18 protein-coding genes are annotated in these 20100 nt (G+C 32.8%); 15 read left to right on the forward strand and 3 right to left on the reverse strand.

Going from position 1 to position 20100, the window contains the following annotated elements; translation table 11 throughout:
* Positions 1–237: 237 nt before the first annotated feature.
* The gene (locus tag SD960_RS22830) at positions 238–630 is read left to right on the forward strand and encodes an SRPBCC family protein (protein WP_318806182.1); all 393 of its coding nucleotides are present in this window, start codon (positions 238–240) and stop codon (positions 628–630) included.
* A gap of 166 nt (positions 631–796) precedes the next feature.
* Here SD960_RS22830 and SD960_RS22835 read toward each other — a convergent pair whose 3' ends face one another.
* Positions 797–1525 (reverse strand): biotin--[acetyl-CoA-carboxylase] ligase, encoded by a 729-nt coding sequence (locus SD960_RS22835; protein WP_318806184.1) that lies wholly within the window; start codon positions 1523–1525, stop codon positions 797–799.
* Between the two features lie 94 nt (positions 1526–1619).
* On the opposite strand from SD960_RS22835, the gene rsfS reads away from it, so the two are divergent.
* The 7 genes from rsfS to SD960_RS22870 all read left to right on the forward strand — a co-directional run bounded on the left by rsfS (position 1620) and on the right by SD960_RS22870 (position 7246).
* Complete coding sequence (gene rsfS, locus SD960_RS22840; RefSeq protein WP_042564267.1) at positions 1620–1991, forward strand: ribosome silencing factor; 372 nt, start codon at positions 1620–1622, stop codon at positions 1989–1991.
* Between the two features lie 15 nt (positions 1992–2006).
* Positions 2007–3932 carry an ATP-dependent zinc metalloprotease FtsH gene (ftsH, locus tag SD960_RS22845; protein ID WP_073393649.1) on the forward strand — a complete coding sequence of 642 codons (1926 nt, stop codon included), beginning with the start codon at positions 2007–2009 and terminating at the stop codon, positions 3930–3932.
* 115 nt (positions 3933–4047) lie between these two features.
* A complete protein-coding gene (locus SD960_RS22850) occupies positions 4048–4653 on the forward strand; it encodes a lactate utilization protein B/C (protein ID WP_318806187.1) in 606 nt (201 codons plus the stop codon).
* Position 4654: 1 nt separating this feature from the next.
* Positions 4655–5542 (forward strand): phosphatidate cytidylyltransferase, encoded by an 888-nt coding sequence (locus SD960_RS22855; RefSeq protein WP_318806188.1) that lies wholly within the window; start codon positions 4655–4657, stop codon positions 5540–5542.
* Positions 5532–6185, forward strand: a complete 654-nt coding sequence (locus tag SD960_RS22860) for a phosphatidylserine decarboxylase family protein (protein ID WP_042564263.1) — start codon at positions 5532–5534, stop codon at positions 6183–6185. Before SD960_RS22855 ends, SD960_RS22860 begins: the two co-directional genes overlap by 11 nt.
* A complete protein-coding gene (locus tag SD960_RS22865) occupies positions 6186–6455 on the forward strand; it encodes an acyl-CoA-binding protein (RefSeq protein WP_042564262.1) in 270 nt (89 codons plus the stop codon).
* Between the two features lie 8 nt (positions 6456–6463).
* The gene (locus SD960_RS22870; protein WP_318806191.1) at positions 6464–7246 is read left to right on the forward strand and encodes a superoxide dismutase; all 783 of its coding nucleotides are present in this window, start codon (positions 6464–6466) and stop codon (positions 7244–7246) included.
* Positions 7247–7325: 79 nt separating this feature from the next.
* On the opposite strand, the gene SD960_RS22875 is transcribed toward SD960_RS22870, so the two are convergent.
* On the reverse strand, positions 7326–9197 hold the full coding sequence (locus SD960_RS22875) for an alpha-amylase family glycosyl hydrolase (protein ID WP_318806193.1): 1872 nt from the start codon (positions 9195–9197) through the stop codon (positions 7326–7328).
* Between the two features lie 463 nt (positions 9198–9660).
* Here SD960_RS22875 and SD960_RS22880 point away from each other — a divergent pair, with 463 nt between their 5' ends.
* The 7 genes from SD960_RS22880 to SD960_RS22910 all read left to right on the forward strand — a co-directional run bounded on the left by SD960_RS22880 (position 9661) and on the right by SD960_RS22910 (position 18710).
* Positions 9661–11328 (forward strand): OstA-like protein, encoded by a 1668-nt coding sequence (locus SD960_RS22880; protein WP_413230388.1) that lies wholly within the window; start codon positions 9661–9663, stop codon positions 11326–11328.
* 90 nt (positions 11329–11418) lie between these two features.
* On the forward strand, positions 11419–12615 hold the full coding sequence (locus SD960_RS22885) for an aspartate aminotransferase family protein (RefSeq protein WP_318806195.1): 1197 nt from the start codon (positions 11419–11421) through the stop codon (positions 12613–12615).
* A gap of 191 nt (positions 12616–12806) precedes the next feature.
* Complete coding sequence (locus SD960_RS22890; protein ID WP_318806196.1) at positions 12807–14204, forward strand: tetratricopeptide repeat protein; 1398 nt, start codon at positions 12807–12809, stop codon at positions 14202–14204.
* The gene (gene aroE, locus SD960_RS22895; RefSeq protein WP_318806197.1) at positions 14204–14956 is read left to right on the forward strand and encodes a shikimate dehydrogenase; all 753 of its coding nucleotides are present in this window, start codon (positions 14204–14206) and stop codon (positions 14954–14956) included. Before SD960_RS22890 ends, aroE begins: the two co-directional genes overlap by 1 nt.
* Positions 14957–15022: 66 nt before the next feature.
* Entirely contained in the window at positions 15023–15775 is a 753-nt protein-coding gene (locus SD960_RS22900) for a lipid A phosphoethanolamine transferase (protein ID WP_318806199.1), read from the forward strand.
* 248 nt (positions 15776–16023) lie between these two features.
* Entirely contained in the window at positions 16024–17994 is a 1971-nt protein-coding gene (locus tag SD960_RS22905) for a DUF349 domain-containing protein (protein WP_318806201.1), read from the forward strand.
* A gap of 296 nt (positions 17995–18290) precedes the next feature.
* Entirely contained in the window at positions 18291–18710 is a 420-nt protein-coding gene (locus tag SD960_RS22910; protein ID WP_042564253.1) for an OsmC family protein, read from the forward strand.
* Between the two features lie 77 nt (positions 18711–18787).
* Here the strand turns inward: SD960_RS22910 and SD960_RS22915 are convergent, their stop codons facing one another.
* Positions 18788–20059, reverse strand: coding sequence for a tetratricopeptide repeat protein (locus SD960_RS22915; protein WP_073393643.1), 1272 nt, complete (start codon positions 20057–20059; stop codon positions 18788–18790).
* Positions 20060–20100 lie beyond the last annotated feature (41 nt).

The raw sequence follows: 20100 nt of genomic DNA on the forward strand, positions 1-20100 counted from the left end.
AGATTTTAGATTTTAGATTTTAGATTTTAGATTTTAGATTTTAGATTTTAGATTTTAAAAAAATCGCTACGCTCTTTTTTTGGAATTTGTGATTTAAAAATTGGATTTATTAACATCCAGCTTTGCGAACTTTTTATTCATAAAGATTTACAATCAAAATCAAAAAAACCTTGCGCTCTTTGCGGTAAAAAAAATGATCGCAGTAATAAATAATTAGATACTATAAAAAAATAAAATATGAACTTAGAAAGTCCAAAGGTTACTGTTCAGAAATCAGCTCAGGATTTATTTGATTTATTGACTGATGTAAAGAATTTCGAAAAATTAATGCCGGATAATATCGCTAAATTTGAAGTGACTGGCGAAGATGCTTTTATTTTTGGACTGAAAGGTATGCCGGAAATAAAACTAAAAATGAAAGAAAAAGTAGCACCAAACAAAATTGTTTTGGGTGCTGCAAGTGATAAACTTCCGTTTACTTTGGTTTCGAACATCGAAAGTGTTTCTGATGCCTCAAGCGCTGTTCAATTGCAATTTGAGGGCGAATTTAACCCAATGATGGCCATGATGATTAAAGGACCAATTAGCAAATTCATTGAAACTTTGGCAACTAATATGACTAAACTTTAATGGTGAATTGTTACTTGTAAATTATAAATTTTGAAAAGCCTGATCTTCTTGATTGGGCTTTTTTTTATGCCACAAAGGCGCTAAGACACAAAGTTTAATTTCTTCGCTTCTTTTGCGAAATACTTTAAAAAACTTTGCGTCCTAGCGCCTTCGTGGCAAAACTTCCTCAATAAAGCATTTGAACTTCCTTTATATCAAATTCTGCAACAGAATCATCTTCTAATAAAATTTGAATTTTCCCGATGTAAGAAACGCCTTGAATGATTCCCATAAAGTTTCGTCCGGCACCATTTTTAAACGGCATCGGAACACCTTTTTTAAACAAAGTATTGAAATATTGTTTCCAAAAGTCGGCTGAATTGGTTTCCCACAATCTGATTTTCTCTTGTATTTTGTCAATGATTAAAGCGGGAAGAATATCTTTATCAAAAGTATTTCCGGTAATTACTGCCAATGAAGATGCATGTGGCAATTCAGTGAAGTTGGTTTGGTTAACATTTAAGCCTAATCCTACAACTGACACGATTCTGCCATCACTTTTGAGGGTATTTTCGATAAGTATGCCACCAATTTTTTTATTGTATGACATAATGTCGTTAGGCCATTTTATACATAAATTGGGAATATCAAAAGATTTTAAAGTTTCGATTACGGCTAATGAAACCACAATACTCAGATTAAAAACCTGTTCATTATCATATAGAAAATCCTTTACCAAGGCACTCATAATTAAGTTTTTACCTGATTCAGACTGCCATTTAGAGCCCATCTGCCCCTTGCCTTTTGTCTGATTTTCAGCCGTTACGACGGTAAAATTATCAAGCTCGTCCTGACTTGCTAAAGCTTTTAGGAAATCGTTTGTAGAATCTATGGCATCGAGTTTGATTAGTTTCATTAAAATAATTTATTTATACTTAATTTAATATTTTGTTAAGGTTCAAAATTAATCACAAAAATTGGTAACTTTACAAAATCATATAAAATAATTCATGGCGAAAAAGACTATTAATAACGATGTTCTATTGGCGAACATAATCAAAGGAATTGAAGAAGTAAAGGGAAATGATATCGATATTCTTGACTTAAGAGAGATAGACACGGCTGTTTGTGACTATTTTGTTATCTGCAACGGTAACTCTAACACTCAGGTTAACGCCATTGTGAATTCAATTCAAAAAACAGTATCAAAAGACTTAAAAGATAAACCGTGGCACGTAGAAGGAACCGATAACGCGGAATGGGTTCTTATGGATTATGTGCACATCGTCGTACATGTTTTCCAGAAACACATTCGTGAATATTACAATATCGAAAGCCTTTGGGGTGACGCCAAAATAACTACAATCGAAAACAAATACTAAAGAAAATTTCTTCTAATGGCTAAAGATAATAATCCAAATCCGAGTAAATTTAAAATAAGTCCCTGGTTAATATATACTGCAATACTTCTAGTTTTTTTATTTATAAGTTTTGCAACCGGTGGATCTAACTTAAGCGAACCTGCTCAATTAACTTCTTCTAAATTCAATGTATTATTAGAGAAAGGACAAATTGAAAAAGTAATCGTTTATAATAAAGCTGAAGCTGAAGTATACTTAAATGCTGCAGCTCTTAAAGATGCTGCCAATAAAAAAGTAGCTAAAGATATTTTTGACAGACCAAATAAAGGTCCGCACTATACTTTAGAAATTGGTAACGATCAAATTTTTCAAACTAAACTAGAAAAAGCAGTTGGTGAAGGCAAACTAAAAGATTTTAACTTTCTTCAAAAAAATAACTGGAGCGATATTTTAATCAGTCTTCTTCCTATCATCATCATCATTGGTGTATGGATTTTCATTATGCGTAAAATGTCAGGCGGTGCCGGTGGAGGTGGCGGACAAATTTTCAATATTGGAAAATCAAAAGCGAAACTGTTTGACGAAAAAACAGATATCAAAACTACATTTAAAGATGTAGCTGGTTTAGAAGGTGCAAAAGAGGAAATACAAGAAATTGTAGAATTCCTTAAAAATCCTGAAAAATACACCAATCTTGGAGGTAAAATTCCAAAAGGAGCTTTACTTGTAGGACCTCCGGGAACTGGTAAAACTTTGCTTGCAAAAGCGGTTGCCGGTGAAGCTCAGGTTCCGTTCTTCTCCTTATCAGGTTCTGATTTTGTTGAAATGTTCGTAGGTGTTGGTGCTTCACGTGTGCGTGATTTATTCAAACAGGCTAAAGAAAAATCTCCTGCTATTATTTTCATCGACGAGATTGATGCTGTTGGTAGAGCAAGAGGAAAAAGCAATATGTCTGGCGGAAACGACGAGAGAGAAAATACTTTGAACCAATTATTGACAGAAATGGATGGTTTTGGTACAAACTCAAACGTAATTGTTTTGGCTGCGACAAACAGAGCTGACGTTCTTGATAAAGCATTAATGCGTGCAGGACGTTTTGACAGACAAATTTTTGTTGACTTACCGGACATTCGCGAAAGAGCTGAAATCTTTAAAGTACACTTAGCTCCTATCAAAAAAGTTGAAGGTCTTGATCTTGATTTCTTAGCAAAACAAACTCCGGGATTCTCTGGTGCTGATATTGCAAATGTTTGTAACGAAGCTGCCTTAATTGCTGCCCGTAACAACAAAGCTGCTGTAGACAGACAAGATTTTTTAGATGCTGTTGATAGAATCATTGGTGGTCTTGAAAAGAAAAATAAAATTATTACTCCAGAAGAGAAAAGAGCAATCGCAATTCACGAAGCTGGTCACGCAACTGTAAGCTGGATGCTAGAACATGCTGCACCACTTATTAAAGTAACGATTGTACCTCGTGGACAAAGTTTGGGAGCTGCATGGTACTTACCGGAAGAGAGACAAATCGTGAGAACAGATCAAATGTTAGACGAAATGTGTGCTACTATGGGTGGAAGAGCTGCTGAAAAGGTAACTTTTGACAGAATTTCTACCGGAGCATTAAGCGATTTAGAAAAAGTAACACGTCAGGCTCGTGCAATGGTAACAATTTATGGTTTGAATGATAAAATCGGAAATGTTACGTATTATGATTCAAGCGGACAAAGCGAATATAATTTCTCTAAACCATATTCTGATGAAACTGCGAAAGTTATTGACAAAGAAATTTCGGAATTAATTGAAGGTCAATACCAAAGAGCAATTCAAATTTTACAGGAAAACAAAGACAAGCTAAATCAATTGGCTGACATCTTAATAGAAAAAGAAGTTATCTTTAAAGATGACTTAGAAACGATTTTCGGAAAACGTACTTTTGACAAAAATTTGGAAGAAGTAGTTTCGTAAATTATTCAGGAAATATACATTATTTATTAAAATCTTAATTCAAAATAGCCTTTTGAATTAAGATTTTTTTATCTTTGAACGTTTTCAATTAACATGTAAAGTATTTCATATAAAAATGAATTTTTTCAAAAAAATATTTGGTTCCAGCGACGCCGCTTCTGATGAAGAAAACGAAAGTGAATATGCAGGCTCTCCAGTTCAGGATAGTCATTTGTCTATAGACGAAAGATTCATTTTCAATTTCAAGAAAAATGGAGGTAAATTTTTGTATTGTGAAAACAAACAGGAAGTAGCTGAACAGTTCGAAAATATCCTTGAAGAAAACGACTGGTTTGAAAAAGAAGTTTTATGTTATGAACCTGCCTTATTTAGTTTATTAGAAGAGAATAAATTACCCTATCTTTCTCCTTCAAATCCAAAATTTTTATTTGCAACCTGCGAAAATTTAATTGCTGACGAAGGATCTATTTTATTTTCATCAAAACAAATCAAACAAAATAAACCAAACGAACTACCTCCAAACATTGTAATTGTAGCCACAACAAGCCAGATGCTGCCAATGAAAAGCGATGGGCTAAGCGCTATTAAACGCAAATACGAAAGAGACTATCCTACCAATATCACCACCATAAAATATTTCGAAAAAGCAAAAGAAGAAGATTTTACACAATACGGAAGTGTTGCCAAAAATCTGTATTTATTGCTTTTAGAGGACCTTTAAGATGAATGAAACACTCAAGAGAACCATTTCTGGTGCTGTTTATATCGCTTTACTTTTAACTTCAATTCTGTTTTCTACAGAGAGCTTTATCATTCTTTTTGGTATATTTCTGGTCATAGCAACTTATGAATTTTGTAATTTAGTAAAAATCAACAAGTACTTTGCTATACTATTTGTTTCGCTTTTTTATTCCACTGTATCTTTAATCAGTTTTTATAGAACTGAAACTGAAAGTTACATCAGTAAAATTTTAAAAGAAAACACGATCCTTACTGTTAATACAGATAAATTATTTTCTGTATTACTCATTATTACATTAATTATTTCCATAAAATGTATCGTGTTTCTGTTTGATGACACTCAGATCATAAGTAAAGTATCAAAATACATTTACCTGATTGGATACATAATGTTACCATTTCTTTTTATAGTCAAAATTTCTTTTGGAATTGCCGCTTACAATCCGAAAATCATAATTGGCTTATTTATCTTAATCTGGACAAATGACACTTTTGCCTATTTGGTTGGAAAATCTATTGGAAAACATAAATTATTTGAACGTATTTCTCCTAAAAAAACCATTGAAGGTTTCTTTGGCGGAGTTGTTTTTGCGGCTTTTGCAGGTTTTTTAATTTCCAAATTTTACATTCAGCCTACTCCTGAGTTTAGCAATAAATCTATTTTAATTTGGATGATAATTGCGCTCATTGTTAGTGTTTTCGGAACTATAGGAGATTTGATTGAATCAAAATTTAAGAGAATTGCTGGCGTAAAAGACAGCGGTTCGATAATGCCGGGACACGGAGGTGTTTTAGATCGATTAGATAGTGTTATATTTGTAGCACCAGTTATATATTTATTTTACCAAATTTTATATTATGTTTCATAAAGAGGGAGGCCCATCCATTTTATTAGGTACTGTTTTTGCAGTTGCTGTGCTTTTAATTGCTGACAAATTCATTGATATTACCTGGCTAAGAATGCTGGTACAAATTGCCGGCGTTGTAGTTTTGATTATTATTTTGCAATTTTTTAGAAATCCTAAAAGAATCGCAATTAGAAACAGCGATCACATTCTTGCTCCGGTAGACGGAAAAGTTGTGGTAATTGAAGAAGTTTATGAAGGTGAATTTTTTAAAGACAAACGTTTACAGGTTTCTATCTTTATGTCGCCTATAAACGTGCATGTTACGCGTTATGCAATGGACGGTATTATTAAATTTAGTAAATACCATCCGGGAAAATTTTTAGTAGCATGGCATCCAAAAGCAAGCGAAGAAAACGAACGAACAACGGTTGTAATTGAAAATGAAACTTTTGGGCAAATATTATACAGACAAATTGCAGGTGCTTTGGCGCGTAGAATTGTAAACTACGCTCAGGAAGGAATGCAGGTTGTGCAGGGTACTGATGCCGGATTTATTAAATTTGGTTCAAGAGTAGATTTATTTTTACCTTTAGGTACAGAAATTAATGTAGAGTTGAACCAAAAAGCAATTGGCGGTAAAACTATTATCGCTACAAAAGCATAAATGACTCAAAAAGATTTAGATACTCGCTTTTTAGAGGCTGTAGAAACTGCTTTAAAAATGACTCAGGCCTCGCTGCCGCAAGATGTGCAGCTAAGGCTTTATGCGTATTACAAACAGGCAACTTTTGGAACCGCAGTATACAATCAATCTGAAAATTTTGATTTGCGCGATGCATTCAAAACAAATGCATGGATGCAAATTAGTCATATTTCGATTGATGAAGCAAAAGAAAATTATATTGCAATAATTAATTCTTTAACATCAAAATAATTTCTATCATGAAGAAAATCATCACCTGTTTGACAATTTCGGCTTCATTTTTACTATTATTTTCTTGTAACGAGAGTAATAAGCTAACTGAAGTTGTTGAAGTTCCTTTGCCTACGAAGGAAGAAAAAATAACAATTGGTTCTCCAGACGAAGTAAAAGCTGAGCCTGGTTCTTTCGGATTGCTAAAATTACCTTTTTCTTACGATGCGCTCGCTCCCGAAATTCGTTCTCTTACTTTAGAAACGCATTATTCGAAACATTATGTATCGTATACAAATAATCTGAATAAAGAAATTGCATCGACGGAGTTTGAAAATATGCCGATTGAGGATATTTTGAAAAAGTTAGATCTTAATAATGCTAAGCTTCGTCAAAATGCAGGTGGATATTACAACCACACCATGTACTTTAATCTTTTAACACCTAAGGAACAAACACCGCAGGATACTTTGGCCGGATCTATTAATAAGGAATTTGGTTCTTTTAATAATCTTACCAATCAGTTTAAAGGTCAGGCTACAAAACAATTTGGTTCTGGCTGGGTTTGGCTGGTAGTTGATAAACTGGGAAAACTTCAGGTTACTACTACTGAAAATCAAGATAATCCGTTGATGCGAAATGCTTTGGTTCCGGGAACTCCAATTTTAGGAATTGACTTATGGGAACATGCTTACTATCTTGACTATCAAAATAGAAAAGGAAGTTATATTGATGCTTTTTATAAACATATCAATTGGGAAAAAGTAAACGAAAACTACATAGAAGCCTTAAAAAAGGTTCGAAAAGTATAAAACAAAAAAGCTGATACAAATTAAGTATCAGCTTTTTTTTATGCATTAAAAGTTCACGACTCCGCTCGAACTGAGAAACCTATTTTAACTCATAAATAAATGATTCTGAAGGGCTAATTTTAACTTTTGCAATTCCTTCACCATTCGCTACTTTTAACTGAACAGCATTCTTTTTATACAATTGATCTATGAGTTGATATTCTCCGTCTTTTAAATTCCATTTTGAAATAATATCTGTTGGAATCTTCAAATCAAATTCACTTGTTTTTTCAGATGAAAAATTGGCAACTATTATTAGTTTTTGATTTTGTGACCAACGAACATACGAATAAATCAATTCATCATAACCTGGATTATTCTGGCGATTTACAGATTGAATTTCCTGAAAACTTCCCATCAAGGCAGAACTGTTAATTGAAAAATTTAATAATCGTTTGTAAAAATCACGTAAGTTTTTTTCTAATTCAGAAAGTTGTCCTCCATCGAATTTTCCTTCATTCATCCAGCGCTGATGATTTGGAACTCCTATATAATCAAAAATTGAAGTTCGCGAACGCGTACCGAAACCTGCATTTTCATTTCCGGCCTCTCCTACTTCCTGTCCAAAATACACCATTGTTGGCGATGTGCTAATTGTTGCTGAAACTACCATTAAAGGTTTTCCCCGTTCGGGCGTTCCTGCAAATTCAGGACTTGCTAAACGCTGTTCGTCATGATTGTCCAAAAAATGCAACATATGATGCTCAATATCCGACATTCCTTTTTGAATATCTGACAATCCATCCGGCGATGATTTTCCTCTAATTATATCTTTTAGTTTGTCATAAGTTTCGACTTTATCATACAAATAATCCATTTTTCCTAAGCGAATGTAATTGCGATATTCATTTGGATTATAAACTTCTGCCAATAAAAAAGCATTTGGATTTTTCATTTTGATAGCCGAATTCATATAACTCCAAAATTCAAACGGGACCATTTCGGCCATATCATAACGGAAACCATCGACACCTTTTGCTGTCCAGTATAAAGCGATAGATTTGAATTTTTTCCACGAATCCGGAACGTCTTTATCCTGCCAAAAAGCAAAATGTTCCTGATATGATTTTTGATCAAATCCTGAAGGAAGTTCAGGAAAATCTTTTGAACCATCCGGACGAATTCCGTAATTTACTTTTACGGTTTCGTACCAATCATTTTGATCCGGTTTTACCTTTCGAGACCCGTTTCCTGTCCATTTAGCAGGATTTTCATCAAAGAAACCGTCAACCATTGGATTTTTTTCTCCGTTTAAAGGAATATCTCCATCCGGGATTTCAAAATGATTATTTGGGATATAATAAAAATTATTATTGCGATTATATTCTACATTTATATTATCGTCGGCACCAAAATCTTTAATTCCTTCGGGATTATTTTTTCCTTCGTATTTTCGGGCAATATGATTGGGCACAATGTCTATTATTACTTTTAATCCGGCTTTGTGTGTGCGGGCTATTAAAGCCTCAAATTCCTGCAATCTATTTGCCGGATTTGCAGCCAGATCAGGATTTACATTATAATAATCTTTTACCGCATACGGCGATCCTGCGCGGCCTTTAACTACTTCGGGATCGTCATTTGAAATTCCGTAAGCTGTATAATCCCCAACCAAAGCATGATGCGGAACTCCAGTATACCAAATATAAGTAACGCCCAAATCTTTAATTTCATGAAGCGCCTTATCTGTAAAATCATTAAACTTTCCTACTCCATTTTCTTCAATTGTTCCCCAGGGTTTGTTGGTTGTATTTTTATTTCCAAATAAACGTGTAAAAACCTGATACACTACAATTTTCTTATTTGTAGCATTTTCTTCATTTGCTGTATTCATTCTCAAATCTCTTGTTTTACATGCCGAAAACAGCATTGTTGCAGCCATTCCTGCAACCAAAATTCTTTTATTTATCATAATCCATTTATAAACTCCAATTTTTAAATTCTAAATTCCAGTTTTAGCGAAATCGAGATTATTTTTTACTGAGTTATTCTTAATCAATAGCAACCATTTTTTAAATTTAATCTAATTTTTAAAATTCAAAAGAAACAAAAATCATTTTGCATTAATTCTGTTCCTGAAAAGTCAACTACAACGAAATAGTTTGTTGTTTTGTTGGTAACTTAAAGAAGGTTCAAAGAGGCAAAGGTTTTTAATAATCTGAAATTTTGAAAATTGTTGTTTTTTAAATTGAATCCCGCATCTTTATGTTATACGCACTGCAGTGCGTCTCTACGATATACTTTATGCATAAAAATTCTTTTATAAACCTTTGAACCTTTGCTACTCTGAACCTTTGCATCTAAAAAATATAAATTAATCCTAATATCCTCAAAGGTTGTAACCTTTTTCATAAATTTGACAAAAATTTAATCAATTGAAGAAATCACTGTTTTTCATAACTTATTGTTTGCTGTTTTTAAGTGTTCAAAGCATTTTTGCGCAGGCACCTAAAAAAATTATTGTTGAAAATGCCGATTATTCTGATGTCAATCAGGAATTAATGCCAGATGCACTTTTACTAACCGGAAATGTAAAGGTAAATCATGACGGTGTTGTGCTAACTTGCAATAAAGCTTATTTTTTTCAAAAAGAAAACTACCTAAAAGCCTTTGGAAATGTACAATTAGTGCAGGGTGATACTTTATTTCTTAATAGTAAATACGCCGAATATAACGGAAATTTCAAAAGGGCTTTCGCGACAGGGGATGCCGTTATGAGTTCGCCGGATGCTACTTTGCAAACGGATACCATTAATTTTGACCGAAATGTTCAGGAAGTTTTTTACAACTCAAAAGGAACAATTGTAAATAAAGATAATACTTTGGTAAGTAAATCAGGCCGCTATTATGTTGCTCAAAAGAAGTTTCAGTTTTTAACCGAAGTGACAATTACGAATCCAAAATACGTTATTAAATCAAATCATTTAGATTATTATAGTAATTCAGGCCATAGTTATTTACTTGGTCCGTCGACAATTACAAGTAAAGCCAATTATATTTATACCGAAAAAGGATTTTATGATACGAAGAAAAACGTAGCTCATTTTGTTCGAAACTCTTATATCAAATATGATGACAGGCGTATAGAAGGCGATAGTTTATTTTATAATCGAAATACCGAATTTGCTTCGGCAACACGAAATGTAAAAATTACAGATTCTATTAATAAAGGTGTTGTAAAAGGCCATTATGCAGAATTATACAAGCTAAAGGACTCGATGTTTGTAACCAAAAGAGCTGTTGCGATTAACCAGGTTGAAAATGATTCGGTTTACATTCACGGAACAAAATTGATGGTTACAGGAAAAGAAGGCGAACGTATTTTGAGAGCTTATAATAATGTTCGTTTTTATAAAACTGACATGAGCGGAAAATGTGATTCGATTCATTCTAATTCTAAAACGGCTTTGACAAAACTAATCGGAAATCCGATTTTATGGAATGGCGAAAATCAGATTACCGGAGATATCATGCATTTAATTGGTGATAATAACACAAAAAAGCTCGATTCGCTAAAAGTCCTCAACAATACGTTTCTCGTCTCGCGGGACACGCTGAGCACTGGTTTTAATCAGGTAAAAGGACTTAATTTATTTGGAAAATTCAAAGAAGGAAAACTACATGATGTTGACGTCATCAAAAATACCGAAGTCATTTATTATATGCGAAATGACGCGAAGGAACTCATCGGAATTAATAAAAATGTAAGTAGTAAAATCAATCTTATTTTAGAGAATAATGCGGTTGAAACCATTACGTTTTTCAACAAAGTAGATGGCGATATTTATCCTGAAGCTGATTTACCCGAAAATGCCCGTAAATTAAGAGGTTTAGTCTGGCGCGGTGACGAGCGAATAAAGTCGAAAGATGATATTTTTACTGCCGAAGAAAATGAAATGAATGAGAAATTAATTCAGGAAGGAAAAGACGAAAACGCAAAAGAAAATGTTCCGATGAAAGTCAGGAAGGAAACACTTGATTACGGTAAAAAGAAACCAGCGATAAAAACTACAGCAAAAGCGAGTGCAAAAACTAAAAAGTAGTTTTTAGTTTTCAGTCGCAGTTTTCAGTTTTCTATCCTAAACTAAAAAACTTAGAATCTTAGTAGCTTAGCAACTTAGAACCTCAAAAAAATGAATCCAGATTTTATAAAATACCAGGCACAAACTTCTCCTTATCCATTAGGAATGGAAGTTTCACATGCCATTGGCTCTTATATTTACGACACTAACGATAAAAAATATTTAGATTTTGTTGCCGGAGTTTCTGCCTGCACATTAGGGCATCAGCATCCAAGGGTAAATCAGGCTATAAAAGATCAGTTAGATAAATATTCGCATGTAATGGTTTACGGCGAATATTCGCAAAGTCCGGCCGTACAGTATTGTAAGCTACTGGCTTCACTCCTGCCGGAATCTTTAAATAAAACCTATTTGGTTAATTCAGGTACAGAAGCGATTGAAGGCGCGCTTAAATTAGCCAAAAGATCAACAGGTCGCAGTCAGCTTATTTCGTGTCATAATGCTTATCATGGCAACACAATGGGCTCTATGAGTGTTATGGGATTTGAAGAACGCAAACAAGCTTTTAGACCATTGCTTCCTGACGTTGATTTTATTACCTTTAACAACGAAGAAGATTTACAAAAAATAACAACCAGAACTGCGGCAATTTTACTTGAAACAATTCAGGGCGGTGCCGGATTTATTCAGCCTCACGATAACTTTTTACAGAAAGTCCGTAAGCGCTGTGATGAAGTTGGTGCCATGATGATTGTCGATGAAATTCAACCTGGTTTCGGCAGAACAGGAAAACTTTTTGGTTTTCAAAATTACGATGTCGTACCGGATATTGTGGTTATGGGAAAAGGAATGGGTGGTGGAATGCCTGTAGGAGCCTTCACAGCTTCGGCAGAAAAAATGGATCTTTTAACAGAAAATCCTAAATTAGGGCATATAACCACATTTGGAGGCCATCCTGTCATTGCGTCAGCTTGTTTAGCTACTTTGCAGGAATTAACTGAAACTAATTTGATGCAAGAAGCATTAGAGAAGGAAAAACTGTTCAGATCGCTTTTGGTACATCCTTTGATAAAGGAAGTTAGAGGAAAAGGATTAATGCTTGCCGCAATGACCGAAACTGCCGAAATAACCAATGAAGTTATTTTAAGCTGTCAGGACAAAGGTCTTATTTTATTCTGGTTACTATTTGAAGGATGTGCTATACGAATAACGCCTCCATTAACCATCTCTGAAGAAGAAATAAAAGAAGGCTGCGCCATAATTTTAGAAGTTATGGATCAAATCATTAAAAGACAACAAAAAGCTTAATTAAAGCTTTACATTAAAAAGAAGAATAATAACGAATAATCTTTTACATTTCAGAAGATTATGATTAAAAACAGAATGTGAATTCTGTCCATATTGTTAATTAAATTGTTCAAAACAATTAATTTCCTTTCCACACAACAATAATATGGTTGCCTAAATTTATAACAGGCTAATTTCAAATAAAACAAAGTATGCAATTAAGCAACGAAGAAGAAGATTATAACCTATCCTTATCAAAATTTGAGTCTATGTTAAAAACTAACAAAGTACTCTTTTTTGATTCTGAAGAATTTGAAGAAATTATTCTTCATTATTTAGATATAGGTAAGGCTAATTTAGCAAAAAAGGCCTTAAAACTTGCATTAGACCAACACCCAAAATCTACAGGCTTAAAATTAGTACAAGTAGAAATGCTGGTTTATGACGACAAACTTGAGATTGCTGAGAAGCTTTTAAATGAGTTGTATGCAATTGAACCAAATAACGAGGAAATTTACATCCAGAAAGCGAATATCTGCTCCAAAAGAGATCAACACGAGAAAGCTGTAGAATTGCTTAAAATTGCCTTGCAATATACTGACGACTACGCCGATGTGTACAACTTAATTGGAATGGAATATCTTTTCATGGATAACCTTGAGATGGCAAAAGAAAGTTTCATCAAATGTCTTGAAGAAGATTTAGAAGATCAATCTGCGCTTTATAATGTAGTTTACTGTTTTGAATTTTTAGATCAAAACCAGGAAGCTATTCTTTATCTTAACGATTATATCAACAAAAACCCATATAGTGAAATCGCCTGGCATCAACTTGGACGTTTGCATTATGGGGTAAAAGAATACGAAAACGCCATTCGTGCTTTTGATTATGCAACACTTATTGACGATGAGTTTTTAGGTGCTTTTATGGAAAAAGCAAAAGCTTACGAGCGTCTTAAAAAATACAACGAAGCTATTGAAAGCTACAACCGCACGATCGAATTAGACGATGCGACTTCGTATGCTCTATTACGAATTGGTAAGTGTTACGAAAAATTGGGGAATTCTGTAAAAGCGCTTCAATATTATAACCAAACTGTTCATGAAGATCCGCTTTTAGACAAAGGCTGGATTGCCATTACTGATTTTCATGTTCGCCAGAAAAACTTCCAAAAAGCATTATTTTTTGTAAATAAAGCTTTAGCTATCGACAATCAAAATCGTTTGTATTGGAAACGTTATGCAACGATCAACAAACAAATGAACTTTTTTGAAGAAGCAGAATTTGGATATAGAAAAGCGGTAGAATTTGGTGATTATGCGCTAGATACCTGGTTATTCTGGGTTGATATTTTACAATTTTTAGGAGAATTTGAAAGCGCAATTCAGACTTTATTGCAAGCTACTGAGTATTTTCCTGAAGAAAATGAAATAGAATATCGTTTGGCAGGATTGTATTTTATGATTCAGGACAACACAAAAGCAAAATTCCATTTAAGCAATGGGTTACGTTTAAACTTTGATAATTACATTTTAATCGAAGATTTATTTCCAGTGGTTTGGACAAAGAAAACGGTTAGAAACTATATAGAAAAACACAGAAAACAATAATGATTGATATTTTAAAAAGACGTTTTGGCTTATTAGGGCGTAATATTAGTTACTCATTTTCAAAAGGATATTTTACTGAAAAGTTTAATAATGATGAAGTTTTTTTGGGCAACAGCTATGAAAACTTCGATATTTCAGAAATTAATCATTTCAGTGGATTAATAAAAAACAATCCTGATTTAAAAGGGCTAAATGTAACGATACCTTATAAAGAACAAGTTATTCCGTTTTTAGATAAATTATCAAAAAAAGCAGCCATAATTGGAGCCGTTAACACCATTAAATTCACCAAAAAAGAAAAATTAAAAGGCTACAATACAGATTATTATGGTTTTAAAAAGTCTTTAAAGCCCTTATTAGAACCACATCATAAAAAAGCGCTTATTCTTGGTACAGGAGGCGCATCAAAAGGTGTTGCCTTTGCCCTTGACGAACTTAATATTCCGTACACTTTTGTCTCCAGGGAAGCAAAAGAAAACATTATTGATTACGATTTGATAAATGCCACTACATTTGATAATTTTCAAATCATAATCAACTGTACGCCAGTAGGAACAAGCCCGAATATTGAAGCTTGTCCTAATCTTCCGTACGAGTTTTTTACAGATAAGCACATCGCTTACGATTTAATTTATAATCCTGAAGAAACGCAATTTTTAAAAAATGCTAAAGAAAAAGGAGCAATAATTAAAAACGGTTATGATATGCTTATTTTTCAGGCTGAAAAAGCATGGAAAATATGGAATAAATAAAAAACAGCAGAGGGTAAAATGTTAAGGTAATTTTCGTACTTTTAGACTACTCATTTATAAGTAGTTATGAAAAAATTCTACCTTTTTTTACTGCTATTTTTATTTATTACTTTTTTCGCAAAAGCTCAGGACACTGAAGAAGCTGCCAAAAACGTATATACAGAGGCACGCTATCATTATTATCTAAAAACCATTTTATTATTTAATGAATATTTAGATACAGATTCCGGATCATTTAATACGACCGAACTTCGATTTTTACATCCTATCGCCAACAAAGCATGGAATTTAAGAATTGATCTTCCTTTAATTTCAACCAACTCAAGTTCTGATAATAAAACCGGAATTGGTGATATTGGTGCAGGAATCAGTTATATCCCTTATTTAGAACATGAAAATGGCGGAATTGCTTTTCGCGCCAGAGTCATTTCTAATTCGGCAACTGATCCCGCTCGCGGATCCGGGAAATGGGTTTTCTCTCCTGCCTTTTTCTACGGAAAATATTTAAAGAAAGACAAAATAATATGGATTTCTTCTCTGGAAAACCAGCTTAGTTTTGCAGGTTCGGATAATAGAGAAGACATTAATACAACTTCGTTTGAAAATTATTTCATGTTTATAATGGGAAAAAACTGGATTGCAGCTGATGCGGCATTTAGATATAACGCTACAAACAAAGGATTTCCAAACAATGCTTTTTTAGAATTTGGCAGACGAATAACAGCAAACGATATGGCCTATATTCATCCAAGTGTGGGTTTTGGAAGTCATAAGTCTTATAATTTTGGTATTGAAGTCGGAATGTTAATTCTCTTTTAAGTTTTAATTAAAATAAGAAGTTATTTACTAAAATATTATTTTATTATTGTTTTTCTTAAAACGATATTGTTTTTAAATTTAAATTTACTTCAAAAATAAAGCGAAAAAACAAGTATCATAATCTTAAATCACTTCAATAAATAAGAATTTCACCGCAAAATAGCAGATAAACAAACGATTTATTTTGTATTTAGAAACACCTTTACTATCTTTCGCAATGTTTAAATCAATATACTTATACATTTAAAATGTTAGAAGAAAAGAATGATAACCTGCAAGAGGCAGACGGAAAAGTTGGAATCGAAATTAGTGATTCTATCGAGAATGATGCAATTGAAACATCAGAGACAGTGACAGCACCCGAAAATGAAATAGAAAGTGCAGATGAAACTGTGGAAGCAAATCATCAAACAGCATTAGACGCTATTACAAATTCGAATGCCGAAGAGAGTGAAGATGAGACGCTAAAAGAGCGTCATGATATTCCTATGCAGGATTATGACACTTTTTCAATGGATGCGCTTGTTGATGAATTGAAAAAACTTGTCAATACAGATAAAGTAATGTCTGTAAAAGATCATATTGAAGAAATTAAAAAATCGTTTTTATTACAATACAATCATCTTATAGAGGAGAAAAAAGAAGAATTTAACGCTTCTAAAGAGGATCCAAATGAAGAATTTGAATATCATTCTCCTTTAAAATCTAAATTTGACGAATACTACAACATCTTTAGAGAAAAAAGAAATGTTCATTTTAAACATTTACAAACTAATTTAAAAACAAATTTAGAGAATCGACTTGCTATTGTTGAAGAACTAAAAGAGCTTATAAATCCGCAGGAAAACATCAAAGACACACTTAAACATTTTAATGATTTAAGAGAAAGATGGAAAAATGCAGGAGCAATTCCGAAAGATAAATACAATCACGTTTGGAATAATTATCACTTTCATGTAGAAAATTTTTATGATTATCTGCATTTAGATCGTGAAGCAAGAGATTTAGACTTTAAATATAACTTAGATCAAAAGCAAAAAATTATTGCTCGCGTTGAAGAATTGGTTAATGAAACTGATATTAGCAAAGCTTTCCGTGAATTGCAGGATTTACACAGAATCTGGAAAGAAGATATCGGACCGGTTTCTAAAGAACACCGTGATGTGATTTGGAATAAATTTAGTGAGTTAACTAAAAAAATTCATGATAAAAGAGAACTTTTATTTGAAAGCCAAAGAGCAAACGAACAGCAAAACCTTGAAGTTAAAAAGGAAATTATTGCAAAAATAGAAGTACTGGGTACCGAAAAAGTAAACTCACATTCGCAATGGCTGGTACAAATACAAAAAGTTGAAGCACTTAGAAATGAGTTTTTTGCAGCTGGTAAAGTTCCATCTGAAGTAAATGAAGAAACATGGGCCGCGTTTAAAACTGCCGTTAGAAACTTTAATTCATTTAAAAATTCGTTTTACAAAGACATTAAAAAAGACCAAAACGATAATTTAAATAAAAAAATGGCTTTGGTTGCTAAAGCCAAAGAATTACAGGAAAGTACAGATTTTGCTGCCACTACTCCAATAATGAAGCAAATTCAGGAAGAATGGAAGCAAATTGGACATGTGCCTAAAAAATATTCTGATAAAATCTGGAAAGAATTCAAAGACGCCTGCAATCATTATTTTGACAAATTAAAAGAGCATAAATCTGAAGAAAACGGTGATGAAGTTGCTGCTTTTGATAATAAAAAAGCTTATTTAGATATTCTGAGAACTTATCAGTTAACAGGTGATCACAAAACAGATTTAGATGCAATAAAACAACATATTGAAACCTGGAAAGGCTTTGGAAAAGTTCCTTTTTCAAGACGTCATATTGAAGGTAAATTCAATAAAATTCTGGATGCTCTTTTCGAAAAATTAAGTTTGAGTAAGAAAGAAACAGAAATGATGCGTTTCTCAAACAGAATAGATTCATTATCTGAAAGTAACGACACGAGAAAATTAGATAACGAAAAGATTTTCTTAATGCGTAAAATTGAAGAAGTACAAAACGAAATATTCCAATTAGAGAATAACATTCAGTTTTTTACGAATACTAAAAACGCTAAAAAAGAGAATTCAATTGTTCTTGAAGTTCGTAAAAACATTGCTATTCACAAGGAAAGTCTTGACGTTTGGAAAGACAAACTGAAACAATTGCGAAATTTAGGTCAGGAATAAGATTTAAATATTAAAAATAAATTAGGGTGTAATGAATTTCATTGCACCTTTTTTTATGCACTAGGTTTTTTTTACCGCAAAGCACGCAAAGATTTTACGCAAAGTTCGCAAAGCTGGAACATACAAAGCTTTGCGAACTTTGCGTTTTTTTATAAGCTCAGTCTAAAAAAACATTGCGTGCTTTGCGGTTAAATAATCCTCAAACTTAACATTCTAATTAAATTTGATAAAACTATTCTGTAAAATATTGATTATATTTGAGTATCAAAAGATTATAAACCTTAATACAATATCACATGAAATTTACAAGAAAAGCAAATGCTAACTGGCAAGGAACCGGTATGGAAGGAACTGGAAAAATTAGCACTCAAAGTACAACCCTCGATAATGCTCAATTATCATTTAAAACCAGATTTGCAGATGGCGTTGGAACAAATCCTGAGGAACTTGTTGCTGCAGCTCATTCGGGGTGTTTTACAATGCAATTAAGTTTTTTACTAAATGAAGGAGGTTTTACTGCAGATGATTTATCAACAGAAGCGACTGTAACTTTTGAAGATGGCACAATTACTTTAATTCATTTAGATTTAAAAGGAAAAGTCCCTTCTATTTCTGCAGAAGAATTTGAGAAAACAGCAGCAAAAGCAAAAGAAATTTGTCCGATATCTAAACTATTGAATACTACAATTACCTTATCTGCTACTTTAGTAAGTTAATTTAAAAAGTATAAGGCATAAAAAAAACCATTCGTTGTAACGAATGGTTTTTTTTTATTATCAAAAGAAATAGAATTCTAGTTCATTGTAGCTTTTAATGCTTTTGCCTCAGCAGTCATTTCTAAAGCTTTGTAAACTCCTAATAATGTTTTAGAAACATCATCATTTTTAGGATCTAATTCATGTGCTTTTTTAAGATAAGGAATTACTCCTTTGAAAACATTTTCTCTTTCTGTTTTCAAAACGTCATAACGCTTCATATCTTTTGCAGAAGTTCCCAATTTGTTCATTTCGTCAATGATTGGTTTCTCAGCCTCTAATTTTAAAGCTGCAAGATTAAGGTAAGCATTTGTATAGTTTGGATCAATTTCGATTGATTTCAAATAATATTTTTCAGCATCGGCATTGTTTTTAGCATTTGCACTAATAACTCCTAAGTTGAAAACTAAATCAGCATTGTTTGGATCTTTTTGTAAAGCCTCTCCAACTAATTTTTTGTAAGTATCAAAATCTTTAGTTTCTAAATATAAATTAGCTTCTGAAAGAATTAAAGAAGAATCATCCGGATTTGCTTTTCTTGCATCTGCAATTGCTTTTTTAGCATCTTCAACACGTCCTTTTTGTACTAAAATCAAAGCTAAGTTTTTGTAGATCTCACCTCTTTTAGAAGGAATTGCTTCTGTTTTAGGTTTTTCGTGAGTTCCTAATTTAATAGCCAAATCTCTTTCGCTAGCTGTATTGAAACCATCTTCGTTACCAGAAGCTTTGTTGATTGCAGTATAGCTTGTTCCTTTTCCAGAATAGTTTAATTTTTTCAACTCTTCATACATTGGTAAAGCTGTATCGTAATCCTGAGCATTTACAGCTGTTGAAGCAGCATAATACAAGTTAATTGTATCTTTTCTGTCTAACAAATAAGCATCATACAATTTTTTTGCTCCATCAGCATGTTTGTTTGCCTGAGTGTCAGCAATTGCTGAATTAATCAATAAACCTTTAATTTGAGTAATTGAAGCTGCAGCCTGAGTTGAATACTTTTGTTTTCCAGATGCTTTTTCAACTTCAATCAATTTATTATAGCTTTGAGCAGCTGAAGATAAATTTTTACTTTCTTCTACTTTTTTATTTGCTAAATCAAGGTAAGCATTACCTTGTACAAAATAATATTGAGCCTGTTCAACATCTTTGGCATTCACCACCATGTTTTCAGCATCTTTTAGTATCGTAATTGCTCCTTGAGCATCTCCGCCTTTTAATGCTTTTTCAGCACTTTTAATTTGATCTTTTTGAGCAAAAGTAGCTACCGAAATCAATAATGCTGACGCAAGTATTACATATTTACTTTTCATAATATTCAATTTGTGTATTTAATTTTAATTTTCGTGGTTAT

The sequence above is a fragment of the Flavobacterium sp. MMLR14_040 genome (assembly GCF_033657265.1).
Classification (GTDB): domain Bacteria; phylum Bacteroidota; class Bacteroidia; order Flavobacteriales; family Flavobacteriaceae; genus Flavobacterium.